The following is a 22717-nucleotide window of genomic DNA, read 5'->3' on the forward strand; positions in this document are numbered from 1 at the left end:
CGACCAGCGGGTCACGGACGGTCGTGCTCCCGCGTTGGTGCCGATGCCCGCGCTGACCCTCGCCGTGACCTCCGGCAGGAGCGCAGGGTTCCGTCCGGCTGCGACGCACCGACGCGCCGACGAACTCCTCTCTGACCTCGTCTCGGAGCTCGCCGACCAGGGCGTCAGCAGCACGGGCTCTGCGTCGATGACGATCGTCGCCGCGGACGACGCCGGCATCGGCATCGAGGTCGGTGTGGTCGTGCGCGAACCCGTGATCCCGACCGAGACGATCCGGGTCGTCGAGCGTCCGAGCCACGAGGCCGTGACCCTCCTGGTCCCGGGAGACCAGACCGATCGTGACTGGGGCCGGTTGCGGGTGTTCCTCGCCGAACTCGACGTCGTGGCGCACCGACGGTCCTACGTCTCCTTCCACCACCCACCAAGCCCTGACCGGGCATCGCGCTTCACGCTGCTCGTGCAACCCGTGACGCCCCGCCACGACTGACCCATCGGCACGCTGCCGATCGGGCGTCGACGGTGCATCGACCCGACGTCGACGCTGCGCTGGTGTGCTCGATCCCGACCAGCCCCGTGCGGGGCGCGATCACTCTTGGAGGACCCCTTGTCCCAGACCATCCCCGACGACACCGAAGACACCGACGACACCGTCGACCACGGCGCGCGCGCCGCGTTCCGTGAGGCCGTGGAGACCCTCGACGCGACCCTCGACGGTGCCGCGCTCACCCCGGAGGACGCCGGCTACCCGGCCGCGTGCGCCGGCTACAACCTGGCCGGCGAGCGACACCCGGACGTCGTGGTGACCGCGCGCAGCGCGAGCGACGTCGTCGAAGCGGTGTCCTTCGCCGCCGCGCACGGCCTGCCCGTCGCCGTCGTCGCGACCGGCCACCACGGCACACGCCCGCTCCGGGGCGGGCTGCTCGTCACGACGGCGGCGATGAACGAGGTGCACGTCGACGCTGCCGCTCGCCGAGCCGTGGTCGCCGCCGGCGCACGCTGGAGCGACGTCGTGTCCCGCACCGCGGCGCACCGCCTCGCGCCCGTCCGCGGCTCGTCCGGGCAGGTGGGAGTGGTCGGCTTCACGCTGGGCGGCGGGCTGAGCCCCGTGCTGGGGCGCAAGTACGGGTGGGGTCCGACCACGTCGTCTCGCTCGACGTCGTGACGGCCTCGGGCGAGCTGGTGCGCGCGTCCGCCGAGGACGACGCGGACCTGTTCTGGGCCCTGCGCGGCGGACGGAGCAACCTCGGCATCGTCACGTCGATGGAGATCGAGCTGTTCGCGGTCGAGCGGTTCATCGGCGGCGGCCTCTTCTACGACGGCGAGCACGCCGCTGCGGTCCTGGCTGCCTTCGCGACGGCGACGGCGACCGCCCCGGACGACCTCACACTGTCGCTGGCCTTCCTCCGCCTGCCTCCGGTGCCCGGGATCCCCCCGCTGCTCGCCGGGCGCTTCGTGCTGCACCTGCGCGTGGCGCACCTCGGGGACGCCGCCGGCGCCGACGCGCTGCTCGCGCCGCTCCGTGCCGCCGCCCCGGTCGTCCTCGACACGATCGAGGAGACCCGGGTCGAGGACTTCGAACGGATCCACAACGACCCGGTCGACCCGGCCCCCTTCTCCGAGGAGACGGCGATGCTCGCCGACCTCGACCCGTCGGCGCAGCGCGCGCTGCTGGACGTCGTCGGACCGTTGACCGACACCGGTCTCCACATCGTCGAGCTCCGGCACCTCGGCGGAGCCTTCGACGTCACCCGCCCCGGTGCCGGCGCGATCGTCGCACCGACCGCCTCCTACGTCCTCTGGGCCGTCTCGATCGGCATGCCCGAGTCCGACGCGGAGGGGATCGCGCAGGCGCGGGCGCTCGTCGAGGCCATGCGGCCGTCCAGCACCGGAACGCGGTACCTGAACTTCGCGCCCGACGACGGGCACCCCGAGCGGTCGTTCTCCGCGGCCGACTGGGAGCGGCTGCTGCGCGTGAAGGCCGCCGTCGACCCCCGGAACCTCTTCCGCACGCAGCAGCCGCTCATCGAGTCCTGACCATCCGACACCACCGACCTTCCCGAAGGAGCACCACCGTGACCACCACCGAGATCACCACCACCCTGCCGATCGAGACCGAGTGGGAGCTCGGGCGGCTCCCACTGCTGTGGGCCCGCGCGCTCGACACCGCCGACGCCTCCGTGCTCGAGGACCTGCTCACCGAGGACGTCGTCGTCGACATGACGCCCGCCACGACGAAGATCGGGCTCGAGTTCCCGGTGCTGCAAGGGCGCGAGACGGTGATCCCGACCATGATCGGGGCCGTCGGGCCGCTCGACACCATGCACGCCGTCAGCAACGTCTCCGCACGTGGGCTCGGCGACGGCTACCTGGTGGAGGCGTACGCACTCGCCCAGCACTACCTGCCGGGCGAGGGGCCCGACGTGCGCGCGACGCGGCACGCCCTGATGGGGAACACGTGGACCTTCCACGTCCGTGCCACCCCGGCCGGCCCCCGTGTCGCGCGGTTCACGATGGACTGCCGGTGGATGGAGGGCGACCCCACGGTCCTCCTCGCGGCGATCAGCTGAACGCCGGCCAGCCGCACCGGCCCCGAGGGCAGACCAGAGGACGACCGTTGCGCCTGCCCTCGCTGTCGCGCCTCGTCGCGGCGATGTGGTCGCGGCGGGGGAGTGCGGCCTACCGCCGCCACCCGAGACCGGAGAGCACGACCCCAGTCCGGGTCGCGGGCCCGCACCCGCTGCGCGTCCTGGTGTTCGGCACCGACGCGGCCAGCGGCTGGGGCGTCCTCCGGCAGGACCTCGCGCTGCCCGGACACCTCGCGCGGGCGCTGCGCGGCACGACGGGTCGCGGGGTGCACGTGACGCTGGTCGACTGCGGCGTGGCCCGGGTCGCGGACCTCGCGGCGGTGGCGAGCGTGCTGCCGACCGCTGCCCACGACGTCGCGGTGGTCATCGGCGGTGTGAGCGACGCCGTGCGCCTCGGCGACGTCGAGCGGTGGCGGACTGCGATGGCGGTCGTCCTCGACGCAGTCCTGACCCGGTCCGGAGCGCACGTGTTCCTCGTCGGGATCCCCAGGCCGAGCACGCTCCCCGCCTTCCGGCTGCCGGCAGGGGCGCCGCCGACCGGGCCGCCGAATCGTTCGACCGTGCGTCCCGGGAGCTGTGCCGGTCGAGGCCGCGAGCGGCCTTCGTCCCCGCGATCTCCCACGCTGCACCGGTGTCCCGCGACGAGCGCCTGGTGTCCGCCGACAGCTACGCGGCGCTGGCGAGCCACCTCGCCGCGGCCGTCACGGCGCACGTCGACCGTCCCACTCGGCGTGCGGACCCCGGCTCGGCGTGACCGGACTCAGCGCGCCCGTGTGCGGGCGACGAGGCGGAGTGCGGACGTCCCGAGGGCGGCGAGCAGGACGGTGACGGCGCCCAGCTGATGAGCGAGCCCCCGCATCCGTGGTCCCCGTGATCCGTCCGACGCGATCGCCCGGATCGCCTGCCCGACCTCGGCCGCCGAGCGCACCACGACACCGGCGCCGACGGAGGCGAGTGCCCGGCCGACACCGTCCTGTGCGTCGCTGGCGGGGAACACCACAACGGGGACCCGGTGCTGTGCGGCGGCGAGGGCGGTGAGCGCGTCGCCGGACACGACGGCGACGTCCATGCCCTCGAGCAGCTCGGGGAGCGCCTCGTCCACCGCGTAGACCAGGTTCCGCGACGGCTCGGTCGACGGTGTCCCGGAGCCCTCGGCGAGCCGGACCACCGTGTTGGCCTGCGATGCCCCGATCGAGGCGAGCACGGCGTCGAGCGTCTCCGGATCGCGGTCGGGGAGCGCCACGAGGACGTTCCAGCGGTACTCCCAACCGTCGGTCAGCGGGTTCGTCCAGCGGTGCTGGCCCTCGCTCCCGCCCGACTCGCGCGTTGCTCGTGCATCGCACCATGCTGCGGATCGGGGTCGACGGGGCGCGTCCGTGCAGCCACTGAGTGGCCCGCGCACCCGGCCGGACCCGCGACGACGGGGAGGTGCGCAGTCGTACGATCCCGTCATGCCCTTCTCCGTCGTGCACGTGTCCGATGTCCCCGCCAGCGACTCGGAGCACCCGGCGTCGAGCCCCTACGACCGACGACTGACGGGTCCGCTCGGGATCACGCGGTTCGGTCTGTACGAGGTGGACCTGCCCGCGGGAGCGGCCACGGTGCCGCACGACCACCGCGACGACCACGCCGAGGACGCGTACGTCGTCGTCCGGGGGTCCGGGTGGCTCGTGGTGGACGGTGCCGAGACCGCCCTCGCCGCCGGGGACAGCGCCGGTGTGACGGAGGAGCCCGAGCGGTGGTTCCGTGCCGGCCCCGAGGGATGCACGCTCATCGCGATCTGCGCCTGACCGGGAAGTACCGCTGCGGAACGATCATCCTGCGGGGGGATCGGCGTCATCCGCACGGCCGTCGAACCCGTTCGGCTGCGAGCGCACGCTGGTCTCGACGGACGCCGAAGGTGTCCGACCTCACCGAAGGAGACCCCATGTCCACCCTGGACCAGCAGACCGCAGCCCCGACCCCCCACCGACCGCCTCAACACCCTGTCGATCGTCGGGTTCGTGCTGGCGTTCGTCGCGAACATCGTCGGCCTGGTGGTGTCGGTCATCGCCCTCGTCCAGATCGGCCGCACCGGCGAGCGGGGCCGAGGCCTGGCGATCGCGGGCATCGTCGTCGGCGGGTTCTGGTTCGTCGTCTTCGGCGGCGCGCTCCTGCTGCACGCGATCGTCGGGGCCGCGCACGGCGCGTGAGCGGGGGCGCGGAGGGGGCTTGTCCGGTGTTCCCGATGCGGTTATGGTAACGATACCAACCGACGGGAGAGCGACGATGCTCGGAACGACAGCGACAGCGACAGCTCGGACGCGGTGGCGCCACGCCGCCCGGATCACCACGGCCGCGATCGTCCTCGGGGTGGTGGCGAGCACCGTGCCGCTCGCGGCCGAGGCCGCGACCCCGCCCCGACCGACCACGGACCCGGTCTGGCAGCAACGCGCGAGCGCGACCTACGACGCGATGCAGGACAACCTGTACACCGGAGCCGCAGGACACGGGCTCTACCGCGAGAACACCGACACGACCACCGGCAACCCGTACTCGTTCCTCTGGGAGTACCGCGAAGCGACCCAGGCGGCTCTCGACCTCCAGGGGATCGACGGCGTCGGACCCGCGTACGCGAACTCCGCCGCCGCGCGCGTCGACGGGTTCGAGCACTACTTCGCCGTCGCTCCGGGTGGCCGCCCCGGGTACGAGTCGTACCTCCCCGCACCGCTCGGTTCCGGTGGAGACGTCTACTACGACGACAATGCCGTCGTGGGCCTCTCGTTCGTCAGCCAGTACCAGGCGACCGACGACGCCGCCTCCCTCGACCACGCGCGGGCGGCGTTCGACGTCGCCGTCCGCAGCTGGAACACGGATGCATCGCTGACGTGCCCGGGTGGATCCGACTGGATCGACCGCCCGGACAACACGACCCGGGCGGCGAACGTCACCGGACTGACCGCGCAGCTCGCGGCGCACCTCTACGAGGAGACCGGCGACGCGTCGTACCTGCGCTGGAGCACCCGGCTGTACGACTGGAACAACCGGTGCCTGCGGCAGCCGGCCGGGCTCTACCGGAACAGTCTCGGTGACGACGGCAGCGTCGACCCGACGCTGTGGACGTACAACTCCGGCGCCATGATCGGCACCGCGACGATCCTCTACCGCGCGACCGACGACCCGAAGTACCTGCGGCAGGCCTCGGCGGCGGCACGGGCGTCGCTGCGCTACTGGAACGCGGACGGTCGTCTACGGCAGCAGCCCGCGGTCTTCAACGCGTTCTACTTCAAGGACCTGCTGCTCCTCGACTCCGTGCAGCACGACCCCTCCTACCGGGCAGCCGCCGAGCAGTGGGCCACCGCGACCTGGCGCGACAACCGCGACCCGGCGACCGGCCTGTTCCACTTCCAGCCGAGCGGCGGCGGCGACCCCGCCTGGGACCGCCCAGCAGCGACGCTCGACCAGGCGGCGATGATCCAGGTCTTCGCGGTCCTCGGATGGCCGTCGGACCGGCTCGGGGACGTCAGTTGACCGCATCGCACGCGACCGCGACCCCCATCGGCGTCATGGACGTCGGCGGGGGTCACGTCACGGCAGCGCTCGTGGACCCGGCATCCGTGGGGGAGGCCCTGGTCGAGCGGGGAGCGACGATCGACCCCCACGCGGACCGCGACGTCCTGCTCGACCAGCTCGCCGGCCCGGGTCGCGCGCTCGGACCCCTCCGAGCGGGATCGGCGCCACTCCGAGGGCTGGTCGATCGCCATGCCTCGGACCGTTCGACGCCGCGGCCGGCACGGGCACGTTCGCGGGCGTCGACAAGTTCCGGTCGATCGCCGGGATCGACCTGCGCGTGGCGCTCGCCGAACGCCTCGGGGTTCCGCCGAGTGCGGTGCGTTTCCTCAACGACGCCGTCGCCTACGGCATCGGCGAGTGGGCGGCGGGGCTGGAGTCGGTGCGGGCCGGATGGTCTGCATCACGCTGGGCACCGGCGTCGGGTCGGCGTTCCTCGTCGACGGCGTAGCGGTGGACTCCGGTCCGACGGTCCCGGAACAGGGGGAGGTGCACCGCCTCGCGATCGACGGACGTCCGCTCGAGGAGACGATGTCGTCGCCGGCACTCCGTCGTGCCGACCACGAGCGGTCCGGCCGGGATCGGTCGGTCGAGGAGCTCTGCGCGGCTGCTCGTGGCGTTGACCCCGTGGCGCTCGAGGTCGTGGCGACGGCGATGTCCGCACTGGGCGGTGCGCTGCGACCGTGGGTGGAACGATTCGGGGCGACTCGGGTCGTGGTCGGCGGGTCGATCGCGCGGTCGTGGGACGTCATCGCGGCGCCGTTGCACGCGGGGATCACGCGGGACCGCTCGACCGCCCGAGGCCCGGAGCTCGTGCCGGCCACACTCGGGTCCCGTGCCCCGCTGGTCGGTGCCGCGGTCGCGTGGACCCGCGACACGGACGGCTAGCGACCCGCGCCGACACCCCTGCGGCCGCGCGCGTGCCGGCACCCCGCGCCCGCGTCCGCGCACCAGCGCGCCCGGCCTCAGTCGCTGAGGCCGGTCCCCAGACCGAGGCCTTCACCGTGCCGAGGCGCTGCCCCACGCCGCGCCCCCACGGCCGGATCGTGTAGCGGCCGACGCTCGCCGGCACGATGAAGGTCTCGGCGTAGTGCACGACGAACGGCTCGAACGCACCGTCCGGGCTCTCGACGACCGCCTCGGCCCCTTCCACGAGGTTGAGGACGTTCACCGTGCCGTCGGTGTCGTGCGGGACGACTCCCTCGAACCAGTGCCGCCGGACCTCGATGAACTCGAGCTCGTGCAGGCCGGTGCGCTCCTCGACCCAGCCCTCGCCGCGTGCGACCTCGGTGACCTGGTTGACGAGTTCGTCGCGTGCGAAGTCCGTGCGACGGTCCCACTGGATGTTGGCGAACGCGTGGTCGAGGTGGACCGGCCGCGGGACGCCGTCGAGTCCGACCCGACCCCAGTCCCACATCTTGAACGTGAAGATGTACGGCGTCGCCGAGATCCTCGAGGACCATCGAGTCCGCGCCGGAGCAGTGCACGGTGCCGGCCGGGATGAGGAAGTGGTCGTGCTTCTTCGCTGGGAAGGTGTTCACGTACCGGTCGGCGGGGAAGGGCTCCTCGCCGACGGAGGCCGTCCGCAACGCGGCCTGCATCGCCGCGGGGTCGGCGTCGTCGCGGACGCCGAGGTACACGACGGCGTCGTCCGCGGCGTCGAGCATGTAGTAGCTCTCGTCCTGCGTGTAGGGCATCCCGAACACGTTCTGCATGTAGTCGGTGAGGGGGTGGACCTGCAGGGAGAGGTTGCCGCCCGCCATGGTGTCGAGGAAGTCGAAGCGGATCGGGAACTCCGCGCCGAACCGGGCGTGGGTCTTCACACCGAGGAGCTCTCGTGGGTGCCGGAAGACCAGGTCGACCGCCGGGACCTCGACGACGGTGTCGCGGATGCGGAACAGCAGGCTGTTCTCCTCCGGGACGCAGTCGAAGCACCACGCGTAGTTGTCGGCGTCCCCGACCTCGAGGACCTCCTTCATCCACTGCCCGCCCCAGACGCCGGGGTCGAAGAACGGCACCACGCGGAAGGGGCGACGGCTCGCCGAGCTCGAGGCCGGCGAGGAAGGTCCCGGCCTCGACGAGCTTCGCGTCGGCCATCGAGCCGTTGGCGTCGAGCACCAGGTCGATCCGCTCGAACAGCTCGCGCTTGTGCCGGTCGGCGACGCGCCACTCGACGAAGTAGCCGCGCTTGACCTTGCGGAGCTGATCCTCGTCGCCGTTGTCCGCGCGCCAGTTCGGCGCCCCGGCTCGCTGTCGACGCTGGATCTCCCAGCGAGCGAGGTCCGCGAGCACGACGGTGTCGAACGACGTCGGCACGAGCGTGGCGCCCCAGCCGTACACGACCACGGGCCCGTCGGTGGTGCGGACCCGTTCTGCCACGCCGGTCAGGCGGTCCGCGTCGTAGAAGTCGGACAGCACCTGGTGGCCGAGGACCCCGAAGACGCGGTCGTCGGTGAGGTTCGCGGCGATGCGCTCCTCGATCACGGAGTTCGGCAGGGCCGCCGCGTCCTCGACGTCGATGAGCACCGGCGTCGGGCGCGGCCGCCGCGAGTGCCCGACGCAGACCGTCGAGGTCGCTGCCGGGGTAGGTGTCCACCGCCATGGTGCGTCGACCGGGCCCGGAGAGGAGCGAGGCGAGGGCGCTGCCAGGCGGCCGTACCCGCCCAGACGTCGTGTCCGGGCGGCAGGTCGATGACGGGCGTCTTGTCGTACTGACCGACGGTCACTCCTGTGGGAAGGAAGGCGGACATGAGGCCCCTTTCGCGCTGATAACGTTACCAACACTACAACGGAAGCAGCGCGAGAACGCAAGCCGCGCCTCCAGGCCGCCGCCGCAGCACCGGGCCGGACCGGCCGGACCGGCCGACCGTGCGCTCAGTGGTGGACGATCCGCACCGGCAGCTCGACGAGCCGCGGCGGCTCGGCGTCGGCCGTCCCGTCCAGCCGCGACAACAGCATCCGAGCGGCGACCCGTCCGAGCTCGGCGGGGTCGTGGTCGATGACCGACAACGGGATCGGCGCCATGTCCGCGAAGTCGAACGAGTCGAAGGCGAACAAACGTGGTGGGAGGCGACCGTGCCGTCCGCCACCGCCTTCGCGGATCGCCCGGATCGCGCCGACGCTGATCCGGTTGTTCGCGGCGAAGACTGCGGTGGGTGCGTCCGTGCGCTCGAGCAGTCGGCGCATCGCGCGCTCGGCGGTGTCCGTGTCCTGCAGCTCGAGCACGACGAGCGAGTCGTCGGGTGTCACCCCCTGCGACGCGAAGGCGTTCCGGAAACCGGCGAGGCGGCGCTGCCCGGTCGACACCGTGACCTTGTTGCCGAGGAACGCGATGCGGCGGTGGCCGTCCTCGAGCATGAGGGTCGTGGCGTCCTGGGCGCCGTGCACGTCGTCGATCAGGACGGCGTCGGCGGCGACGTCGTCGACGGTGCGCGAGGCGAGCACGAGCGGAGCGTCGTTCAGGCGGTCGGTGGTGAACCGTTCGCCGTCCTGGCCGACGGGGACCACGATGAGCCCCTCGACCTGGCGGCCGAGGAAGTCGGAGAGCAGCTGCCGCTCGAGGTCCGAGTCCTCGTTGGTGGTGCCGACCAGGATGCGCCGGCCGGTCGCGGCGACCACCTGCTCGATGCCCTGCACGACGCCGGCGTAGTACGGGTTGCCGATGTTCGTGATCATCACGCCGACCAGTCCCGAGCGCTGTCCGGGCCGCAGGCTCCGGGCGTTCTCGTTGCGGTGGTAGCCGACCTCGGCGATGACGCGCTCGACGTGCTCGCGGAGTGCGGGGCGGACGTTCTTGCCGCCGGAGAGCACCCGGGAGACGGTCATCGGACTGACCTCGGCGACCCGTGCGATGTCCTTCACGGTCATCGCGGGCTTCCGTCCTGGTCCGGATCCCGCGGCTGGCTGCATGTGTCCCTGTATACCGGACATCCCACTTGCGGCTGCTCGCGCGCCGTGTATGCTCCGGTTGGTAACGTTATCAATTCATCGTCGAATGGAACGCCCGATGCCGAACCCGTTCTCCCGAGGGCCCGCCGTGACCCGCCGCACCGCGCTCGCGCTCGGCGGTGGCGGGCTCCTCGCCCTGACCCTGGCGGCCTGCGCCCGCGGCTCCGACACGCAGCCGTCGGCGCCCGGCACGGTCACGCTGAACAGCGACAACCCCACCTGGGGTCCCGGGTACCGCCGCGGCCTCCGCCGTGCTCGCGAAGCGCATCGGGTACCGGATCACGTCGCGCTCGATCGCCAGCGTGAACAACTACACGCAGGTCATCCGGATGACCGCGCAGACCGACAGCACCACCGACCTCATCAAGTGGACGAACGGGTACCGCCTGCAGGACATCGCGCGGGCCGACATCCTCACCGACCTCAACCCGGTGTGGGACTCGGCCGTCGAGCGTGGCTGGGTCGACCCGGCGCAGCGCGAGTCCTTCAGCTACCGCGGCAAGGCCTACGGCGTCCCGCTCTACAAGAGCTACTACGCGGTGTTCTACAGCAAGAAGGCGTTCGCCGAGCACGGGATCAGCGTGCCGACCACCTTCGACGAGATGCTCACCGCCGCGCAGCAGCTCAAGGACGCTGGCATCACCCCCTTCCTCTCGCCCGGTGCCACCACGTGGGAGGCCGAGATCTGGTTCATGCAGCTGCTCGCGTCGATCGACCCCGACTACTACAAGGCCGTCACGACCGACAAGGCGAGCTACACCGACGAACCGGCGAAGCAGGCGATGGACCTCTGGTCGTCGATGTACGCCGACGGGTTCTTCTCGGCACCCGACGTCACCTCGAACGACCTCCCGGGGCTCGTCAGCAAGGGGAAGTTCGGCATGATGCTCTACGGCACCTGGTTCGCGAACACCCTCCTCGCAGCCGGGCTCAGCGACGCGGACATCGGCTTCTTCCGGGTCCCGCCCCGCGGGTCCGCCGCGCCGGCCGTCGTGGTCGAGAGCGGCTCCCTGTCGGTCCCGGTGAAGGCGCACCGCCACGGGGCCGCGGTCGACGTCGCCGAGAACTGGCTCGCGACCGACGTGCAGACCGCCTGGGTCGGGTTCCTCGGCGACACCAGTCCGAACCCGCACGCGCTGCCGAAGTCCCACCTCGTGCAGGACCTGGCGAAGGACATCGCCGAGACGCGCCCCGTCGAGCTCACCCGCTACTGGGAGGCCTCGCCCACGCCGCTCATCGAGGGCAACGTGCAGGACCTCGGGTCCTTCATGGTCAACCCGTCGAAGGCGAACGGCGTCGCCACCCTGCGATCCATGCAGAACCGAGCAGTGCCCGAGTGGAAGACCTGGAACGCCGCATGACGCTGACACAACCGCCCGTCCCTGACACGGTCGTCGACCAGGAGGCCCGTCCCGCGTCACGACGTCGGCCCGCGCCGACGAGACGCGCACCCTCAGGGCACGGATCACCGGGGCGCGTTCCTCGCCCCGTCCGTGCTGCTGGTCGTCGCCCTGCTCGTCGTCCCGTTCCTGTTCACCATCTACCGCAGCTTCTTCGACGACAACGGCTTCACTGCAGGAGCTGGGTCGGGATCGCCAACTACCAGGCGATGTTCGCCGACCCGGCGTTCGGGCAGTCCGTGCTCAACACGTTCATGTGGGTGGTCGGCACGCTGCTGCTGCCCGTCGGCATCGGGCTCGCGATCGCCGTGGGGACGTGGAAGCTCCGGCTCGGCGGTCTCGCCCGGTTCGCGATCGTGCTGCCCTACGCCATCTCGGGCTCCGCCACCGCGGTCGTCTCGGACGTTCATGCTCTCCACCGACGGCGGACTCGACACCCTCCTGCGGATGGTCGGCCTCGACGGGCTCGTGTCGCAGTGGCTGCTGCAGTGGCCGCTCAACACGGTCATGATGATCATCGCGACCACGTGGCAGGCCACCGGTGCGTGCGTGATCCTCTTCCTCGTCGGGCTGCAGTCGATCCCGGTGAACACGCTCGAGGCGGCGCAGATCGACGGTGCCTCCGGGTGGCGGCTCTTCTGGTCCATCACGTTCCCCCAGCTGCGCCCGATGACGGTCGTGGTCGTCGGGATCTCCATCGTCGGCAGCCTCAAGGTCTTCGACCAGGTGCTGCTGCTCACGAACGGTGGCCCCGGTACGGCGTCCGAGACGCTCGCACTGACCATGTACCGCGAGACGTTCACGCTCTCCCGGTACGGGTCCGGTGCCGCGGTGGCCGTCTTCCTGACGCTCGTGGTCGTCGTGGCCTCGTGGGCGTACCTCCGCCGGCAACTCCGCCCGACCGACTAGCAGGAGCCGTTCGATGACCAAGACCTCCCGCCGCATCCTCGCGGCCGTGCTGACCGTCGTGTCGCTGATCTGGCTGATCCCGTCGTACCTGCTCGTCGTCAACGCCTTCACGAAGAGCGCCGACTACTCGGGCACGCCGTCCTGGTGGCCGACCTCGTGGTCCCTGTTCGACAACATCGCCACGGCGTTCCAGAACGCGAACGTCGGCCAGGGCATGGCGAACAGCCTGCTCTACTCCGTCGTCGGAGCGGGGGCCGCGGTGTTCATCGCGGCGCTCGCCTCGTTCGCGGTGACGATCATGCCGGTGAAGCGCCCGACGTTCTGGTTCTGGGTGATCTACATCGGCACGATCCTGCCGTTGCAGGCCTTCCTGTCGCCGCTGTTCACCGGGTTCGCCGCCGCGTCGCTGTTCGACACGCAGTACGGCATGCTGCTCGTCTACGTGGCCCTGACGATCCCGTTCGCGTTCTTCGTGGTGCGCGGCCACATGACCGGGCTGCCGAACGAGGTGCGCGAAGCCGCGTCGCTCGACGGAGCCGGGTGGGTCCGGATGTTCTTCCAGGTCCACCTGCCGCTGTCGACGAGCGCGCTCCTCGCCGCCTTCGTCTTCCAGTTCACGTGGATCTGGAACGACCTGCTGTTCGGCCTGACCCTGTCGACCAGCCCGAACATCCGGCCGGTGATGGCGACCCTCGCCGACCTGACCGGCAACTACTCGACGTACGGGCCGCCGGTGGCGCTCGCCGGAGCGCTCGTCGCGTCGCTGCCGACGATCATCGTGTTCTTCTCGTTCCAGCGGTTCTTCGCCCGCGGGCTGAACCCGACCGCCTGACCTCGACGGCCTGACTCCGACTGCCTGCGCCGTCCCCCGTCCCGCTCCCTGCTCCGACCACCGAAGGAAGTCCTGCTCCGATGACCGAACCCGCCCTCGTCTCCGCCCAGCCCTGGTCGCACCTGGAGGCCCGCGACGGACTCCTCGACCGGGCGACCGTCGCCACGGGCTCGATCGGGGGCGTCCGCGTGCGGGCCCTCCCCGAGCCGCTGCTGACCGAGCGGGAGGGCACCACCGTGCAGGCCGTGCGACTGCTCGTCGACGGACGGCTCCCCGATCCGGTCACGGCGGCGCTCACGGGTCCGGCCGGCGACCTCGTCGTCGGCAGTGCTCCCGCGCCCGACGACACGTCCGTCCGGCTCCTCGTCCGCGCAGGTCGCCGAGCCGACCGAGGTGTCCCTGGCGCTGTCGGACCTCGGCGACGAGACGATCTCCTTCGTGTTGCTGCCCCAGCGGGGCCTGGTCGGTGCACGTCGTCCACCACTCGCACTTCGACTTCGGGTACACCGATCCGCAGACCACGGTGATCTCGTCGCAGCGCTCGTACCTCGACTCCGCGGTGGAGCTCGCCGCGGCGACGAGCGAGTGGCCCGACGCCGCACGGTTCCGGTGGAACGTCGAAGCGCTTCCTGGGCGTTCGCCGACTGGGAGCGGCACCGTCCGGCGGCGAAGGTCGCCGAGTTCGTGCGGCTCGTGCAGCAGGGGTCGATCGGTCTCCAGCGCGATGCCCTACAACCTGCACATCGACGACGTGCTCGACCGAGGAACTCCACGAAGCCCCCCGCGAAGCCCGGCGCAGTCCGGCGAGCAGTACGGCATCGACTTCACCACGGCCATGCAGACCGACGTGCCCGGTCAGGTCGCGGGTCTGCTCCGACGCCCCTGCAGGAGGTCGGCGTCCGGTACCTCGCCGTCGCGCACAACTGGGCCGGACGGCCGATGCCCCACCAGAATGGCGCCCTCGACCTGCCGCAGCCCGTTCCGGTGGCGCACCCCGGCCGGCAACTCGGTCGTGGTGTGGATGATCGACAGCCTGCACGGTCTCGCCTACGTGGAGTGGACCTACGGTGGGGCTGACCGAGCCGTACGAGTCGCTGACCTACCTGCCCGCCTACCTGACCGCGCCGCGACCCGCGGCTACCTGCTCCTGCCCGGCGTGTTCGGCGCGCACGGCGAGACGGCGGAGGGGCGCCCGCTGTGGGAGGTCCTGCACCTGCGCACGCAGGCTCATGGGCGACAACGGTCCAGCGACTGCACCTGTCCGAGGTCGTCTGCCGGTGGAACGACACCTGGACCTCGCCGACCTGCGCGTCTGACGAACGAGGACTTCTTCGCCGAGGCGGAGGCCCGGCACGGCGACGAGCTGATCACCGTCGAGGGGACTGTGGGGGCGACTGGTGGGTCGACGTCCTGCTCGCACTCGCGCGTGAGGCGCAGGCCACCGTCGGCGACGCCCGCTCCTTCTCGCAGGCGGCCGCGTGGCTCGGCGGGCAGGCGTCCTGACGAGCGCAGTGACTCCGACGCCGCCTACGACGCGATCTCGATGTTCAACGAGCACACCTGGGGTGCGAGCAACTGTGGACCCACGGCGACGAGGGCTACGACTCCGGCGAACGGCAGTGGCAGTGGAAGGTGGCGCAGGCCCTCACCGGCCACCAGCGCGGACGCGACCTCGAGGAGCACGCCCTCGCCTACCTGGCGGACACCGTGGCCACGCCGACGACGCCCTCGTGGCGATCGGTCGTCGCCAACGCCTCCGGGGCCACGCGCACCGGCGTCCGCTTCCTGCCTTCCAAGGAGTCCACGGTCCTGCTCGACGCACACGTCGCACTGTGATGCCGCACCGGCGAGCGCCTCGACCTGGTGCTCGAACCGCAGTCGAACTCCCTGCACCGCGAGTCCGGCATAAGACCGTGCAGGTGCGCGATGCCGGCGTTCTGGTTCGTCCGGGTCGACGTCCTGTCCGCCGACCGGTATCGAGGCACCGCGGACGCACGACGCGCTGACCACCCCGGCAGCCGAGCTGTTCACGCTCGAGAACGCGTTCCTCCGCGTCGCCGCCGACCCGCAGACGTCGACCATCCGCTCCGTCGTCGAACTGGCGACCGGACGCGAGATCGTCGAGCAGCACGCGCCCGCCGGCTTCAACGGGCACGTCTACGACGAGTACGGCTCGTCGGGTGCCGGCGTGAACCACCCGGCGAACAAGCTCTGGAGCCCGGACTGCCCGAGCTTCCTCGCCGGACCACCGGCGGTCCGGCGGTGCTGGTCGAGCGGGTGTCGGACGCCGTCGAGGAGCGGCTGGTCTACCGGTTCGCGGCGGCCGGGGTCGACAGCGTCACGGTCACGCCCGGCTGCGACACGGCGAGCCCCGCCTCCGCATCGAGAACCGCTTCGAGAAGCCGGCCACCCGCATCGGCGCCGAGGCCCTTCGTTCCCCTTCGCCGCCGCCGAGCCCGTCGTCCGGTACGAGGTCTCCGGCGGCGTGAACGGCGACGGCCTGGCGCACGCCCTCGGTGCCCTGCAGCACATGCGCGCCATCGAACTGGGTCATGCAGGACGCTGACGACGCGGTGGTGTGGGTGACGAAGGACGTGCTCCGCTCGTGCACCCGGGCACGACTTGCCGTACGCGCCGTTCCCTGCCAGCACCCGGCGCAGGCGGCGACCGTCTACCGTGGCTGCACAACAACGTGTGGGACACGAACTTCCCGATCGAGCAGGGCTTCACCGCGACCTTCGAGTACGCGATCGGGGTCCGGTCGAACCCGTCCGAGCCGGTCGAGGCCGTCGCGGTGCAGACGACCGCCGACCTCGTCCGACCGCTGGCCGTGCCGGCGGCCGGCGTGCGGGTGGTGCGGGCGGGGCGTCGGCCGAGCCCGACCGCGATCCGCGGGTGCGACTGGCTGGTGGTCGACGACGACGTGACGTCCATCGTGCGGCTCCAGTCCTTTGGTGGACGCCCTCGTCGACGTCGAGCTCGCCTTTCGTCCTTCGTCGAGACGGCCGTCCGGACGACCTACCTCGGCGACGAGACCGGCGCGCCGATCACGTTCGACGACGGTGTCGCGCGGACGTCGCTCGCGCCGTTCGATGGCGGCTGCGGTGCGCGTCCACCAGGAAGCGCGGTGCGGGGTCGCGGTGAGCCGGCCGTACTCGCCGGTGGCCTGCGCGTCCGCGTCCGTGACCGGCGCACGGCCGGCTGCTACCGGCGGGCGGTTGGCTCCGCCGTCAACCGCGCGGTTGCTCCGCAGGAACGACGCCGCCACCTGCTCCTTTCGCCGTCGAGGTAGCCCGCCACCATCGCGCCGTCGCGCAGGAGCATCAGGTCGGCCGCGACGCCGTCCGGGTCGGCCAGGTGCAGCGGCTCGATGATCTGGCGGTAGGTGTCCCGGCACCACCGGTGGTATCGACGGTCTGCCGGACGGCGCTCGCCGGGTCCGGGTACTCCAAGGCAGTTGATGAACGGGCACCCGCGGAACTCCGGCTCGCACGCCATGGTCCCGAGGCCACCGGCGATGAGTTCGAAGGTCCGGTCGGGGTCGCCGTCGGCGTGCTCCATGGCCGCGCCGACGCCCTCCCGCTCCCGCTGCGCCCGGCGTTCGAGGTGCGCGACGACGAGGTCGTCCTTGCTCTTGAAGTGGCGGTGGCAGTGAACGTCACCTTCGTGGTAGCCGGTCCGGCTTCGATGACGCGGTCGACAAGGACTGCGCGGAGCCCCTCCGGCAACAGTTCGGTCGCCGCTCTCGATCAGTCGATCGCGCATGGACACCTTCACCGGACCGATCATGTTCTCCGATCGTGCTTGCGCATCACGTCACCGCGGGTTTCCAGCCGGTACGTAGAGTGATCAGCTCGGCCTACTGCGGTGACGAGATGCCGGCAAGGTTCATGGACTTCCGGAGACCTCGGCATCACCCGCCTCGAAAGGTCTCCCTGGATGTCCGCCACCTCCGTTCCCCGCTCCGCCGGGGTCGCTTCATCACTGCGCTCCTCTACTTCGTCCGGTTCGCGGTCCAGATCGTCTGGGCGATCGTGCTGATCGTCAGCGCCTCGGCCGGACTTCGGCCCGGTCAGCATCACGTTGCTGCTCATCTACTCGCTCTTCGACGTCGCGGCGGCCGTCGTCGACTACCGCGCTTCCCGCGGCACCGGGCCGTCGCCGTTGCTCTTCGTCAACATGGGGCTCAGCTCGCTGGCGGCCGTCGGCCTGGCGTTCGCCGTGACGCCGGGTGTCTCCGCCGTCATGGTCGTCTGGGGCCTCTGGGCGATCACCGCCGGTGCGGTCCAGCTCGTCGTCGCCCTGCTGCGCCGTCGTCTCGGCGGCCAGTGGCCGATGATCCTCAGCGGTGGATCTCCGTCCTCGCCGGTGCTGCCTTCCTCTTCGGGGCCGCCGAGGCCGAATCGGTCGTGAACGTCGGCGGCTACGCGGTCCTCGGGGCCGTCTTCTTCCTCGTCTCGGCCATCCGGCTGCACGGCGCCGCGAAGTCCGACCGCTGATCCGCTCGCCACACCCACCAGGAAGGAACACCGCAGCCCACCAAGATCACCCTCGTCATCGACAACCCCGAGGACCCCGCCGCCTTCCAGCCCGTGTACCAGCAGGTCGCGGACCCGGCTGCCGGCTTCGCCCGGCCTCGTCCGCGCCGAGTCGGCGAAGGTCTGGCCGAAGGAGGACGGCACACCGACGCCGGCCCACTGCACCCTCGACCTGTACTTCGACAGCTACGAGGACGCCTCCGCCGCGGTCAGCACCGCCACCGCGCAGGACCTGTTCGGACGCCTCATCGGCTCCGGCCGGGTTCACCGGCCTGTTCTCGGACATCGAGTGAATGACGCTGCGCTGAGCGACGGCGATGGAGGCGCTCCGGCAACGGAGCGCCTCCATCGGCGTCAGCGTGCTCCAGAACGAGATCGACTGCTCTATCGCCCATCACGACGGTAAGGACGACGCCCGTCCGCGACCGGACGGCGTTGCCTCGCCGCCGTACCTGCACACGTACCGGTGCTGGCTCGGCGACCAGCCGACGACTCCGACCTTGTACCGCCTGGAAAGGGACCGACCTGAACAGCGGCCACCGCGACCTGGCGACCAGTACAGGACCGTCGTGTCGAAGGTGCTGCCGATCGACTCGCCGTACCTCGCCCTGCGCCGCCGCCCGCGCGCCCCGGGGTGCGCCGCGCGCCGCCGAGCGCCCGGTACGGTGGCCACGTGGGCAAGGTCACGCTGCAGGACGTCGCGGACCACGCCGGTGTGTCGATGAAGACCGTGTCGAACGTGGTGCGCGGCTACCGGCACGTCAGCGTGGCCATGCGCGACCGCGTGCAGACCGCTGTCGACGAGCTCGGCTACCGCCTCAACGTCTGGCCGGAGCCTGCCACCGGCCGTCACGCCGAACATGCTCGCCTCGCGTTCCCTGACCTCCGTCGGCCGTACTTCGCCGAACTCGCGCACGTGTTCTCCCGCGTCTGCGCGGACCGCGGCTACCAGCTGCTCGAGGAGACCGGCGTGGCCAAGGACGGTGAGGCCGCGGTGCGCGGGCGGGAGGCCGGCGTGGTCGACGGTGTCGTGATCCACCCGCAGGTGCTCACCCCGAGTACATCGACGGCATCCGCGGCGACACGATCGTCGTGTTCCTCGGTGAGGACCTCCGTCCGGAGTGTCGCTGACCAGGTCGTGATCGAAATGTCGCGGCCGCCGCCGAGGCGGTGTGGACCACCTCGTCGCCCTCGGCCGCCGCCGCATCGGGCTCCGGCACGAGACCGGGCAGGTGTCCCGCACGTCGACCTTCCGGCTCGAGTGGGCCGCGCCGGCTTGAACGCGCTGGCCTCGCCGTGGACGACGGGCTCCTCGCTGCACGCGAGGTCGGTGACGCGGCAGGCGCCGAGGCGGCCTTCGTGCGGCCTTCGACGCCGGTCTCGACGTCGACGCCCTGCTCTGCCGCGACGACCTGCCGCGATCGGCGCGCCGCGGGCGATGGTGCCTGCGCGCTGGAGGCACCGGCCGACGTCGGCGGTGGTCGGCTGGGACGGCTGGCTCGGCCGCGAGCCTCGCCCCCCAGCCTCACCTCGGTCGCACCGGACACGGTCGCCCTCGCCGAGTCCGCGCTCGACCTGCTGTTGGCACGCATCGACGGCGACGACGCCGCCGGCCGCCTTCGTCACCGTCGGCCACCGGCTCGTCGTGGGGGAGAGCGCACCGTACGCGGACGGTTCCGTCGACTGACTGGAGGCACGGGGCGGGCCGCCACGCGCTCTCCAGTCCGTCACACCGTCAGTCCGTACCGAGGTGGACGCTGCCCAGCAACTCGACCAGTGCGAGCGGAGCGCAGACCGGCAGATCGACGCTCTCGAGTTCGGCGATCCGGTCGGCGCGGGACGCGTCCCGCGCCACGACGGTCCACGCCTCGAGCTTCTCCGGGTTGCCGGACTGGGCGCGTTCGAGCAGGCGGCGTGCGCCGTCGCGCGCGTCGACGCCCACGGACGGTGGACTCGGCCAGGGTGAGTGCGGCACCTGCTGCGGGTGTCGACCTCGAGGTCGACCGAGAAGCGGTCCGTCCCCTGCGCGGTCCACCGCTTGTCCTGCTGCCGGGGCGGCGAAGGGAAGGTGACCCGCCAGTGCCGGTGGGCGGGGACGGACGTGCGGTCACTCCCTCGGCGGGGTGGACCTGGAACCGGACTCGTCGGCATCCCACGACAGGCGGAAGGTGGTGCAGACCGAGTCGGGTCGTCCTCACGGTCCTCGGCGAGGGTGAACGAGCCGAACGCCCTGAGCGACGAGCACCTCGAGCGACGTCGGGACCTCGCCGTGGCGTCGACCTCGTCCTCGGCGGCGAAGGCGGCAGGATCCCGCCGCCGCGGAGGAGCACCGGGATGCCCTCGATGCCGCGGTGCAGGTCGACCCGGCGGTCGCCGGCGTAGGTCGTGCCGGTGAAGACGTCCGTCCAGGTGCCGGGCGGCAGCCAGGCGCGGGCGCGACCGAGCAGGGACTCCGGGTCGCGCGGCTCGACGATCGGCGCGACGAGGAGCTCGCTGCTGAACGCGTACTCGTTCGGCACGCGGTACCCTCGTCGCGGTGCGGCTCCAGGTGGTACAGCGGCCGGACCAGCGCGGTGCCGGCGGCGGCGCGGTGGTTCGTGGTGTGGGGGTAGGGGACCAGGCGGTGGCGGAACTGCAGCGCGTCGCCCCATCGCGTCGCGGGCTTCGGCGGGGAACGCCCACGGCTCCTTCCGGATGAACGGGTTGTTCGCGGAGTGCAGCCGCATGATCGGCGAGAACACCCCGAACTGCACCCACCGCGTCGCCAGCTCGTCGTCGCGGACACCGCGGGTGTGCCCACCGATGTCGTGACTCCACCAGCCGTACCCGATGTTCGCGGCCGTCGCGGTGAACTCGGGCTGGAACGCCAGCGACGCCCACGAGACGACCGCGTCGCCGGAGAGGCCGACGGCGTAGCGGTGGCTGCCGGGGCCCGCGTACCGCGAGAACGTCATGCCCGCGGCGCCGTCGCGGGCGGAGTCCAGCATGTGGAAGTGGTTGAGCAGCCACAGCGGGTCGACGCCGGGCAGGCTCGTAGTGCGGCCCGCCCCGGTCGATCCACCAGAAGTCGACGCCCTGCTCCTCGAGGGGTGGTGCAGGTCGGCGAAGTACGTGCGGAGGAACGTCGGGTCGGTCGGGTCGACAGGACGACCTGCTCGGTCGCGGGGTCGATGCCCATCGCCCGGGCGACGGCGGGGTAGGCGTCCTCGAACGCACGCACCCCGTCGGCCGGGTGGAGGTTCAGCGTGGTGCGCATCCCGCGACGGTGCAGCTCGCCCAGGAAGCCGGCGGGGTCGGGGAACAGCGACGGCTCCCACGAGTAGCCGGTCCAGCCGTTGCCGAAGCGCTCCGGGACGGATTCGACCCGGTGCCAGTCCATGTCGATGACGGCGACCGAGAACGGCAGGTGCTCCTCGGCGAACCGGTCGACGAGCGCCAGGTACTCGGTGTCCGTGTACGGGTGGTACCGGCTCCACCAGTTGCCGAGCGCCCACCGCGGCAGGAGCGACGGTGCGCCGGAGACGGCGTGGAAGGCGTGCAGGGCGGCGTCGTAGTCGCGGCCGTACGCGAAGACGGTGACGTCGCGGCGGCCGGGCACCCGGGTGCCGATCCAGCCGTCGTCCGCGAACAGGAAGGACTCGGAGTCGTCGAGCACGGTGATGCCGTCCCGCGCGAGGATCCCGACTCGAGCGGCATGCGGCCGTCGACGTCGTCGAGCGTCCGGCCGGTGCCGCCGAGGTCGCGGGGCTCCTGGCCCCAGCGCCTACCGGTTGGCGTCCGGGCCGAGGGTCTCGACGGTGAAGCCGCCCGGGGAGAACGGGCGGCCGTCGTAGCGCAGGCGGGCGCGGGCGGTGGTGACGACGACGCCGGTGGCGCTGTCGGTGCCGGTGGCGTCCGGGCTTCCGGCGGCGTCCGCGCTGCCGGTCCGCTCGACCGTGTAGTCCGGCACCGGCAGGTCGCGCCGGGCGCGAGCGTCGAGGCGCGGTCCTCGAACCCGCCGTCGTCGCTCCACTCGACACGGAAGACCCCGTCGGCCAGCACGGTGACCCGCCAGTGGTCGCCGGTGATCGTGGCGGCCGGGTCGGCGGAGGGGCCGACCCTGGGAAGGGGCGGATCACGTCCGCGGTGGTGTGGGTCTCGGTCGATGCCATCAGTTCTTCACCGCTCCCTGGGTCACACCCGAGATCACCCAGCGCTGGGCGAACAGGTACACGATGATCGTCGGCGCCATCGCCATCAGGTACGAGGCGAACGCGACGTTGTAGTTCGTGCCGAACTTGCTCTGGAAGATGTTCTGCACGACCGGCAGCGTCTGCAACGTCGGGTCTGCGGTGATGAGCGACGGCAGCATGAAGTCGTTCCACAGGCCAGGAAGGCGAAGATGCCGACCGTGGCGTTCATCGGCACGAGCAGCGGCAGGATGATCTGCCAGAAGATCTGCCACGTGCTCGCCCCGTCGATGCGGGCGCTCTCCTCGAGCTCGACCGGGATGGACCGCAGGTACGCCGAGTAGAGCAGCACGCTGAACGACAGTTGGAACATGGCGTGCAGGATCCCGACGCCGATCGGGTTGTCGAGGCCGAGCTGCGCGGTGAGCTTGATCTGCGGCAGGGCGATGACCGGGAACGGCAGGAACATCGCCGCGAGCAGGTACACGAACGAGAAGCGGAAGAACCGCTTGTGCCAGTTCCGCACGATCGCGTACGAGGCGAACGAGCTGAGGAGCAGCGTCGCGACGACGGTGAGCGCGGCGACGCCGACCGAGACCGAGAACGAGACGGGGAAGCGTGTCAGCTGCCACGCCTCGACGAAGCTCGCCGGGTTGAACGGCGCGGGCAGGGACAGGGCGTTGCCGTCGACGGACTGCGCGCTCGTCTTGAACGCCATCGCCACGGTCACGTAGAGCGGGACGAGGACGGTCAGGGACGCGACCGCGAGCAGGATCGTCAGCGGCCA

At 71.5% G+C, this 22717-nt stretch carries 28 protein-coding genes and 1 pseudogene; 20 read left to right on the top strand and 9 right to left on the bottom strand.

Annotation, left to right across the window (positions count from 1 at the left end; translation table 11 throughout):
• Positions 1–43: 43 nt before the first annotated feature.
• The 5 genes from ACZ8AI_RS17120 (at position 44) to ACZ8AI_RS17140 (ending at position 3339) form a co-directional block, all read left to right on the top strand.
• Positions 44–487, top strand: coding sequence for a hypothetical protein (locus ACZ8AI_RS17120; RefSeq protein WP_464859132.1), 444 nt, complete (start codon positions 44–46; stop codon positions 485–487).
• A gap of 117 nt (positions 488–604) precedes the next feature.
• The gene (locus ACZ8AI_RS17125) at positions 605–1162 is read left to right on the top strand and encodes an FAD-binding protein (protein WP_464859133.1); all 558 of its coding nucleotides are present in this window, start codon (positions 605–607) and stop codon (positions 1160–1162) included.
• Entirely contained in the window at positions 1126–2034 is a 909-nt protein-coding gene (locus ACZ8AI_RS17130) for an FAD-binding oxidoreductase (RefSeq protein ID WP_464859134.1), read from the top strand. The genes ACZ8AI_RS17125 and ACZ8AI_RS17130 overlap by 37 nt, the downstream gene beginning before the upstream one ends.
• A 38-nt stretch (positions 2035–2072) precedes the next feature.
• The gene (locus ACZ8AI_RS17135) at positions 2073–2567 is read left to right on the top strand and encodes a nuclear transport factor 2 family protein (protein ID WP_166645762.1); all 495 of its coding nucleotides are present in this window, start codon (positions 2073–2075) and stop codon (positions 2565–2567) included.
• A 649-nt stretch (positions 2568–3216) separates the two neighbouring features.
• Positions 3217–3339: a hypothetical protein gene (locus ACZ8AI_RS17140; protein WP_464859135.1), complete on the top strand. Its 123-nt coding sequence runs from the start codon at positions 3217–3219 to the stop codon at positions 3337–3339.
• 6 nt (positions 3340–3345) lie between these two features.
• On the opposite strand, the gene ACZ8AI_RS17145 is transcribed toward ACZ8AI_RS17140, so the two are convergent.
• Positions 3346–3828 carry a hypothetical protein gene (locus tag ACZ8AI_RS17145; protein WP_464859136.1) on the bottom strand — a complete coding sequence of 161 codons (483 nt, stop codon included), beginning with the start codon at positions 3826–3828 and terminating at the stop codon, positions 3346–3348.
• Positions 3829–4036: 208 nt separating this feature from the next.
• Between ACZ8AI_RS17145 and ACZ8AI_RS17150 the strand changes: the two genes are divergently transcribed.
• The 4 genes from ACZ8AI_RS17150 to ACZ8AI_RS17165 all read left to right on the top strand — a co-directional run bounded on the left by ACZ8AI_RS17150 (position 4037) and on the right by ACZ8AI_RS17165 (position 7022).
• Complete coding sequence (locus tag ACZ8AI_RS17150) at positions 4037–4375, top strand: cupin domain-containing protein (protein ID WP_071293513.1); 339 nt, start codon at positions 4037–4039, stop codon at positions 4373–4375.
• 201 nt (positions 4376–4576) lie between these two features.
• Positions 4577–4777, top strand: a complete 201-nt coding sequence (locus ACZ8AI_RS17155; protein ID WP_464859253.1) for a DUF4190 domain-containing protein — start codon at positions 4577–4579, stop codon at positions 4775–4777.
• 76 nt (positions 4778–4853) lie between these two features.
• Positions 4854–6095, top strand: a complete 1242-nt coding sequence (locus ACZ8AI_RS17160; RefSeq protein ID WP_464859137.1) for a glycoside hydrolase family 76 protein — start codon at positions 4854–4856, stop codon at positions 6093–6095.
• 432 nt (positions 6096–6527) lie between these two features.
• Positions 6528–7022 carry an ROK family protein gene (locus ACZ8AI_RS17165; protein WP_464859138.1) on the top strand — a complete coding sequence of 165 codons (495 nt, stop codon included), beginning with the start codon at positions 6528–6530 and terminating at the stop codon, positions 7020–7022.
• 77 nt (positions 7023–7099) lie between these two features.
• Here the strand turns inward: ACZ8AI_RS17165 and ACZ8AI_RS17170 are convergent, their stop codons facing one another.
• The 3 genes from ACZ8AI_RS17170 to ACZ8AI_RS17180 form a co-directional block, all read right to left on the bottom strand.
• Positions 7100–8152: a class I mannose-6-phosphate isomerase gene (locus ACZ8AI_RS17170; RefSeq protein WP_464859139.1), complete on the bottom strand. Its 1053-nt coding sequence runs from the start codon at positions 8150–8152 to the stop codon at positions 7100–7102.
• Positions 8110–8730, bottom strand: coding sequence for a hypothetical protein (locus tag ACZ8AI_RS17175; protein ID WP_464859140.1), 621 nt, complete (start codon positions 8728–8730; stop codon positions 8110–8112). Before ACZ8AI_RS17175 ends, ACZ8AI_RS17170 begins: the two co-directional genes overlap by 43 nt.
• 278 nt (positions 8731–9008) lie before the next feature.
• Positions 9009–10001, bottom strand: a complete 993-nt coding sequence (locus ACZ8AI_RS17180; protein ID WP_464859141.1) for a LacI family DNA-binding transcriptional regulator — start codon at positions 9999–10001, stop codon at positions 9009–9011.
• A gap of 332 nt (positions 10002–10333) precedes the next feature.
• Between ACZ8AI_RS17180 and ACZ8AI_RS17185 the strand changes: the two genes are divergently transcribed.
• The 8 genes from ACZ8AI_RS17185 to ACZ8AI_RS17220 all read left to right on the top strand — a co-directional run bounded on the left by ACZ8AI_RS17185 (position 10334) and on the right by ACZ8AI_RS17220 (position 16515).
• The gene (locus tag ACZ8AI_RS17185) at positions 10334–11443 is read left to right on the top strand and encodes an ABC transporter substrate-binding protein (RefSeq protein WP_464859142.1); all 1110 of its coding nucleotides are present in this window, start codon (positions 10334–10336) and stop codon (positions 11441–11443) included.
• 132 nt (positions 11444–11575) lie between these two features.
• Positions 11576–12391, top strand: a complete 816-nt coding sequence (locus ACZ8AI_RS17190; protein WP_464859143.1) for a carbohydrate ABC transporter permease — start codon at positions 11576–11578, stop codon at positions 12389–12391.
• A gap of 13 nt (positions 12392–12404) precedes the next feature.
• On the top strand, positions 12405–13223 hold the full coding sequence (locus ACZ8AI_RS17195) for a carbohydrate ABC transporter permease (protein WP_071293518.1): 819 nt from the start codon (positions 12405–12407) through the stop codon (positions 13221–13223).
• An 80-nt stretch (positions 13224–13303) separates the two neighbouring features.
• Positions 13304–13750 (top strand): hypothetical protein, encoded by a 447-nt coding sequence (locus ACZ8AI_RS17200; RefSeq protein WP_464859144.1) that lies wholly within the window; start codon positions 13304–13306, stop codon positions 13748–13750.
• Positions 13751–13832: 82 nt separating this feature from the next.
• On the top strand, positions 13833–14300 hold the full coding sequence (locus tag ACZ8AI_RS17205) for a hypothetical protein (RefSeq protein ID WP_464859145.1): 468 nt from the start codon (positions 13833–13835) through the stop codon (positions 14298–14300).
• Positions 14301–14855: 555 nt separating this feature from the next.
• Positions 14856–15059 (top strand): hypothetical protein, encoded by a 204-nt coding sequence (locus ACZ8AI_RS17210; protein WP_464859146.1) that lies wholly within the window; start codon positions 14856–14858, stop codon positions 15057–15059.
• A 27-nt stretch (positions 15060–15086) separates the two neighbouring features.
• Entirely contained in the window at positions 15087–15809 is a 723-nt protein-coding gene (locus ACZ8AI_RS17215; protein WP_464859147.1) for a hypothetical protein, read from the top strand.
• A 106-nt stretch (positions 15810–15915) separates the two neighbouring features.
• Positions 15916–16515 carry a hypothetical protein gene (locus ACZ8AI_RS17220; protein ID WP_464859148.1) on the top strand — a complete coding sequence of 200 codons (600 nt, stop codon included), beginning with the start codon at positions 15916–15918 and terminating at the stop codon, positions 16513–16515.
• Here the strand turns inward: ACZ8AI_RS17220 and ACZ8AI_RS17225 are convergent.
• Positions 16428–17012 carry a TetR/AcrR family transcriptional regulator gene (locus ACZ8AI_RS17225; RefSeq protein WP_464859149.1) on the bottom strand — a complete coding sequence of 195 codons (585 nt, stop codon included), beginning with the start codon at positions 17010–17012 and terminating at the stop codon, positions 16428–16430. The two genes, ACZ8AI_RS17220 and ACZ8AI_RS17225, sit on opposite strands and share 88 nt — an antisense overlap.
• Before the next feature lie 294 nt (positions 17013–17306).
• On the opposite strand from ACZ8AI_RS17225, the gene ACZ8AI_RS17230 reads away from it, so the two are divergent.
• From ACZ8AI_RS17230 to ACZ8AI_RS17240, 3 genes are all read left to right on the top strand, one after another.
• Entirely contained in the window at positions 17307–17636 is a 330-nt protein-coding gene (locus ACZ8AI_RS17230; protein WP_464859150.1) for a hypothetical protein, read from the top strand.
• 179 nt (positions 17637–17815) lie between these two features.
• Positions 17816–18058 (top strand): hypothetical protein, encoded by a 243-nt coding sequence (locus ACZ8AI_RS17235; protein WP_464859151.1) that lies wholly within the window; start codon positions 17816–17818, stop codon positions 18056–18058.
• A gap of 376 nt (positions 18059–18434) precedes the next feature.
• On the top strand, positions 18435–19448 hold the full coding sequence (locus ACZ8AI_RS17240) for a LacI family DNA-binding transcriptional regulator (RefSeq protein WP_464859152.1): 1014 nt from the start codon (positions 18435–18437) through the stop codon (positions 19446–19448).
• Positions 19449–19488: 40 nt separating this feature from the next.
• Here ACZ8AI_RS17240 and ACZ8AI_RS17245 read toward each other — a convergent pair whose 3' ends face one another.
• From ACZ8AI_RS17245 to ACZ8AI_RS17260, 4 genes and pseudogenes are all read right to left on the bottom strand, one after another.
• Entirely contained in the window at positions 19489–20748 is a 1260-nt protein-coding gene (locus ACZ8AI_RS17245) for a TIM-barrel domain-containing protein (protein WP_464859254.1), read from the bottom strand.
• Complete coding sequence (locus ACZ8AI_RS17250) at positions 20712–21416, bottom strand: TIM-barrel domain-containing protein (protein ID WP_464859153.1); 705 nt, start codon at positions 21414–21416, stop codon at positions 20712–20714. Before ACZ8AI_RS17250 ends, ACZ8AI_RS17245 begins: the two co-directional genes overlap by 37 nt.
• 108 nt (positions 21417–21524) lie before the next feature.
• Complete coding sequence (locus ACZ8AI_RS17255) at positions 21525–21710, bottom strand: hypothetical protein (protein ID WP_464859154.1); 186 nt, start codon at positions 21708–21710, stop codon at positions 21525–21527.
• A 201-nt stretch (positions 21711–21911) separates the two neighbouring features.
• Positions 21912–22711: pseudogene (locus tag ACZ8AI_RS17260) on the bottom strand (carbohydrate ABC transporter permease).
• Positions 22712–22717: the final 6 nt, after the last annotated feature.

It is taken from the genome of Curtobacterium sp. AC273 (genome assembly GCF_979253735.1).

What these genes read in the sequence shown, in the direction of transcription:
- ACZ8AI_RS17245 (WP_464859254.1), bottom strand. Translation starts at nt 20,748, where the DNA reads ATGCTGGACTCCGCCCGCGACGGCGCCGCGGGCATGACGTTCTCGCGG.
- ACZ8AI_RS17180 (WP_464859141.1), bottom strand. Translation starts at nt 10,001, where the DNA reads ATGACCGTGAAGGACATCGCACGGGTCGCCGAGGTCAGTCCGATGACC.
- ACZ8AI_RS17165 (WP_464859138.1), top strand. Translation starts at nt 6,528, where the DNA reads ATGGTCTGCATCACGCTGGGCACCGGCGTCGGGTCGGCGTTCCTCGTC.
- ACZ8AI_RS17200 (WP_464859144.1), top strand. Translation starts at nt 13,304, where the DNA reads ATGACCGAACCCGCCCTCGTCTCCGCCCAGCCCTGGTCGCACCTGGAG.
- ACZ8AI_RS17225 (WP_464859149.1), bottom strand. Translation starts at nt 17,012, where the DNA reads ATGATCGGTCCGGTGAAGGTGTCCATGCGCGATCGACTGATCGAGAGC.
- ACZ8AI_RS17160 (WP_464859137.1), top strand. Translation starts at nt 4,854, where the DNA reads ATGCTCGGAACGACAGCGACAGCGACAGCTCGGACGCGGTGGCGCCAC.
- ACZ8AI_RS17150 (WP_071293513.1), top strand. Translation starts at nt 4,037, where the DNA reads ATGCCCTTCTCCGTCGTGCACGTGTCCGATGTCCCCGCCAGCGACTCG.
- ACZ8AI_RS17195 (WP_071293518.1), top strand. Translation starts at nt 12,405, where the DNA reads ATGACCAAGACCTCCCGCCGCATCCTCGCGGCCGTGCTGACCGTCGTG.
- ACZ8AI_RS17120 (WP_464859132.1), top strand. Translation starts at nt 44, where the DNA reads ATGCCCGCGCTGACCCTCGCCGTGACCTCCGGCAGGAGCGCAGGGTTC.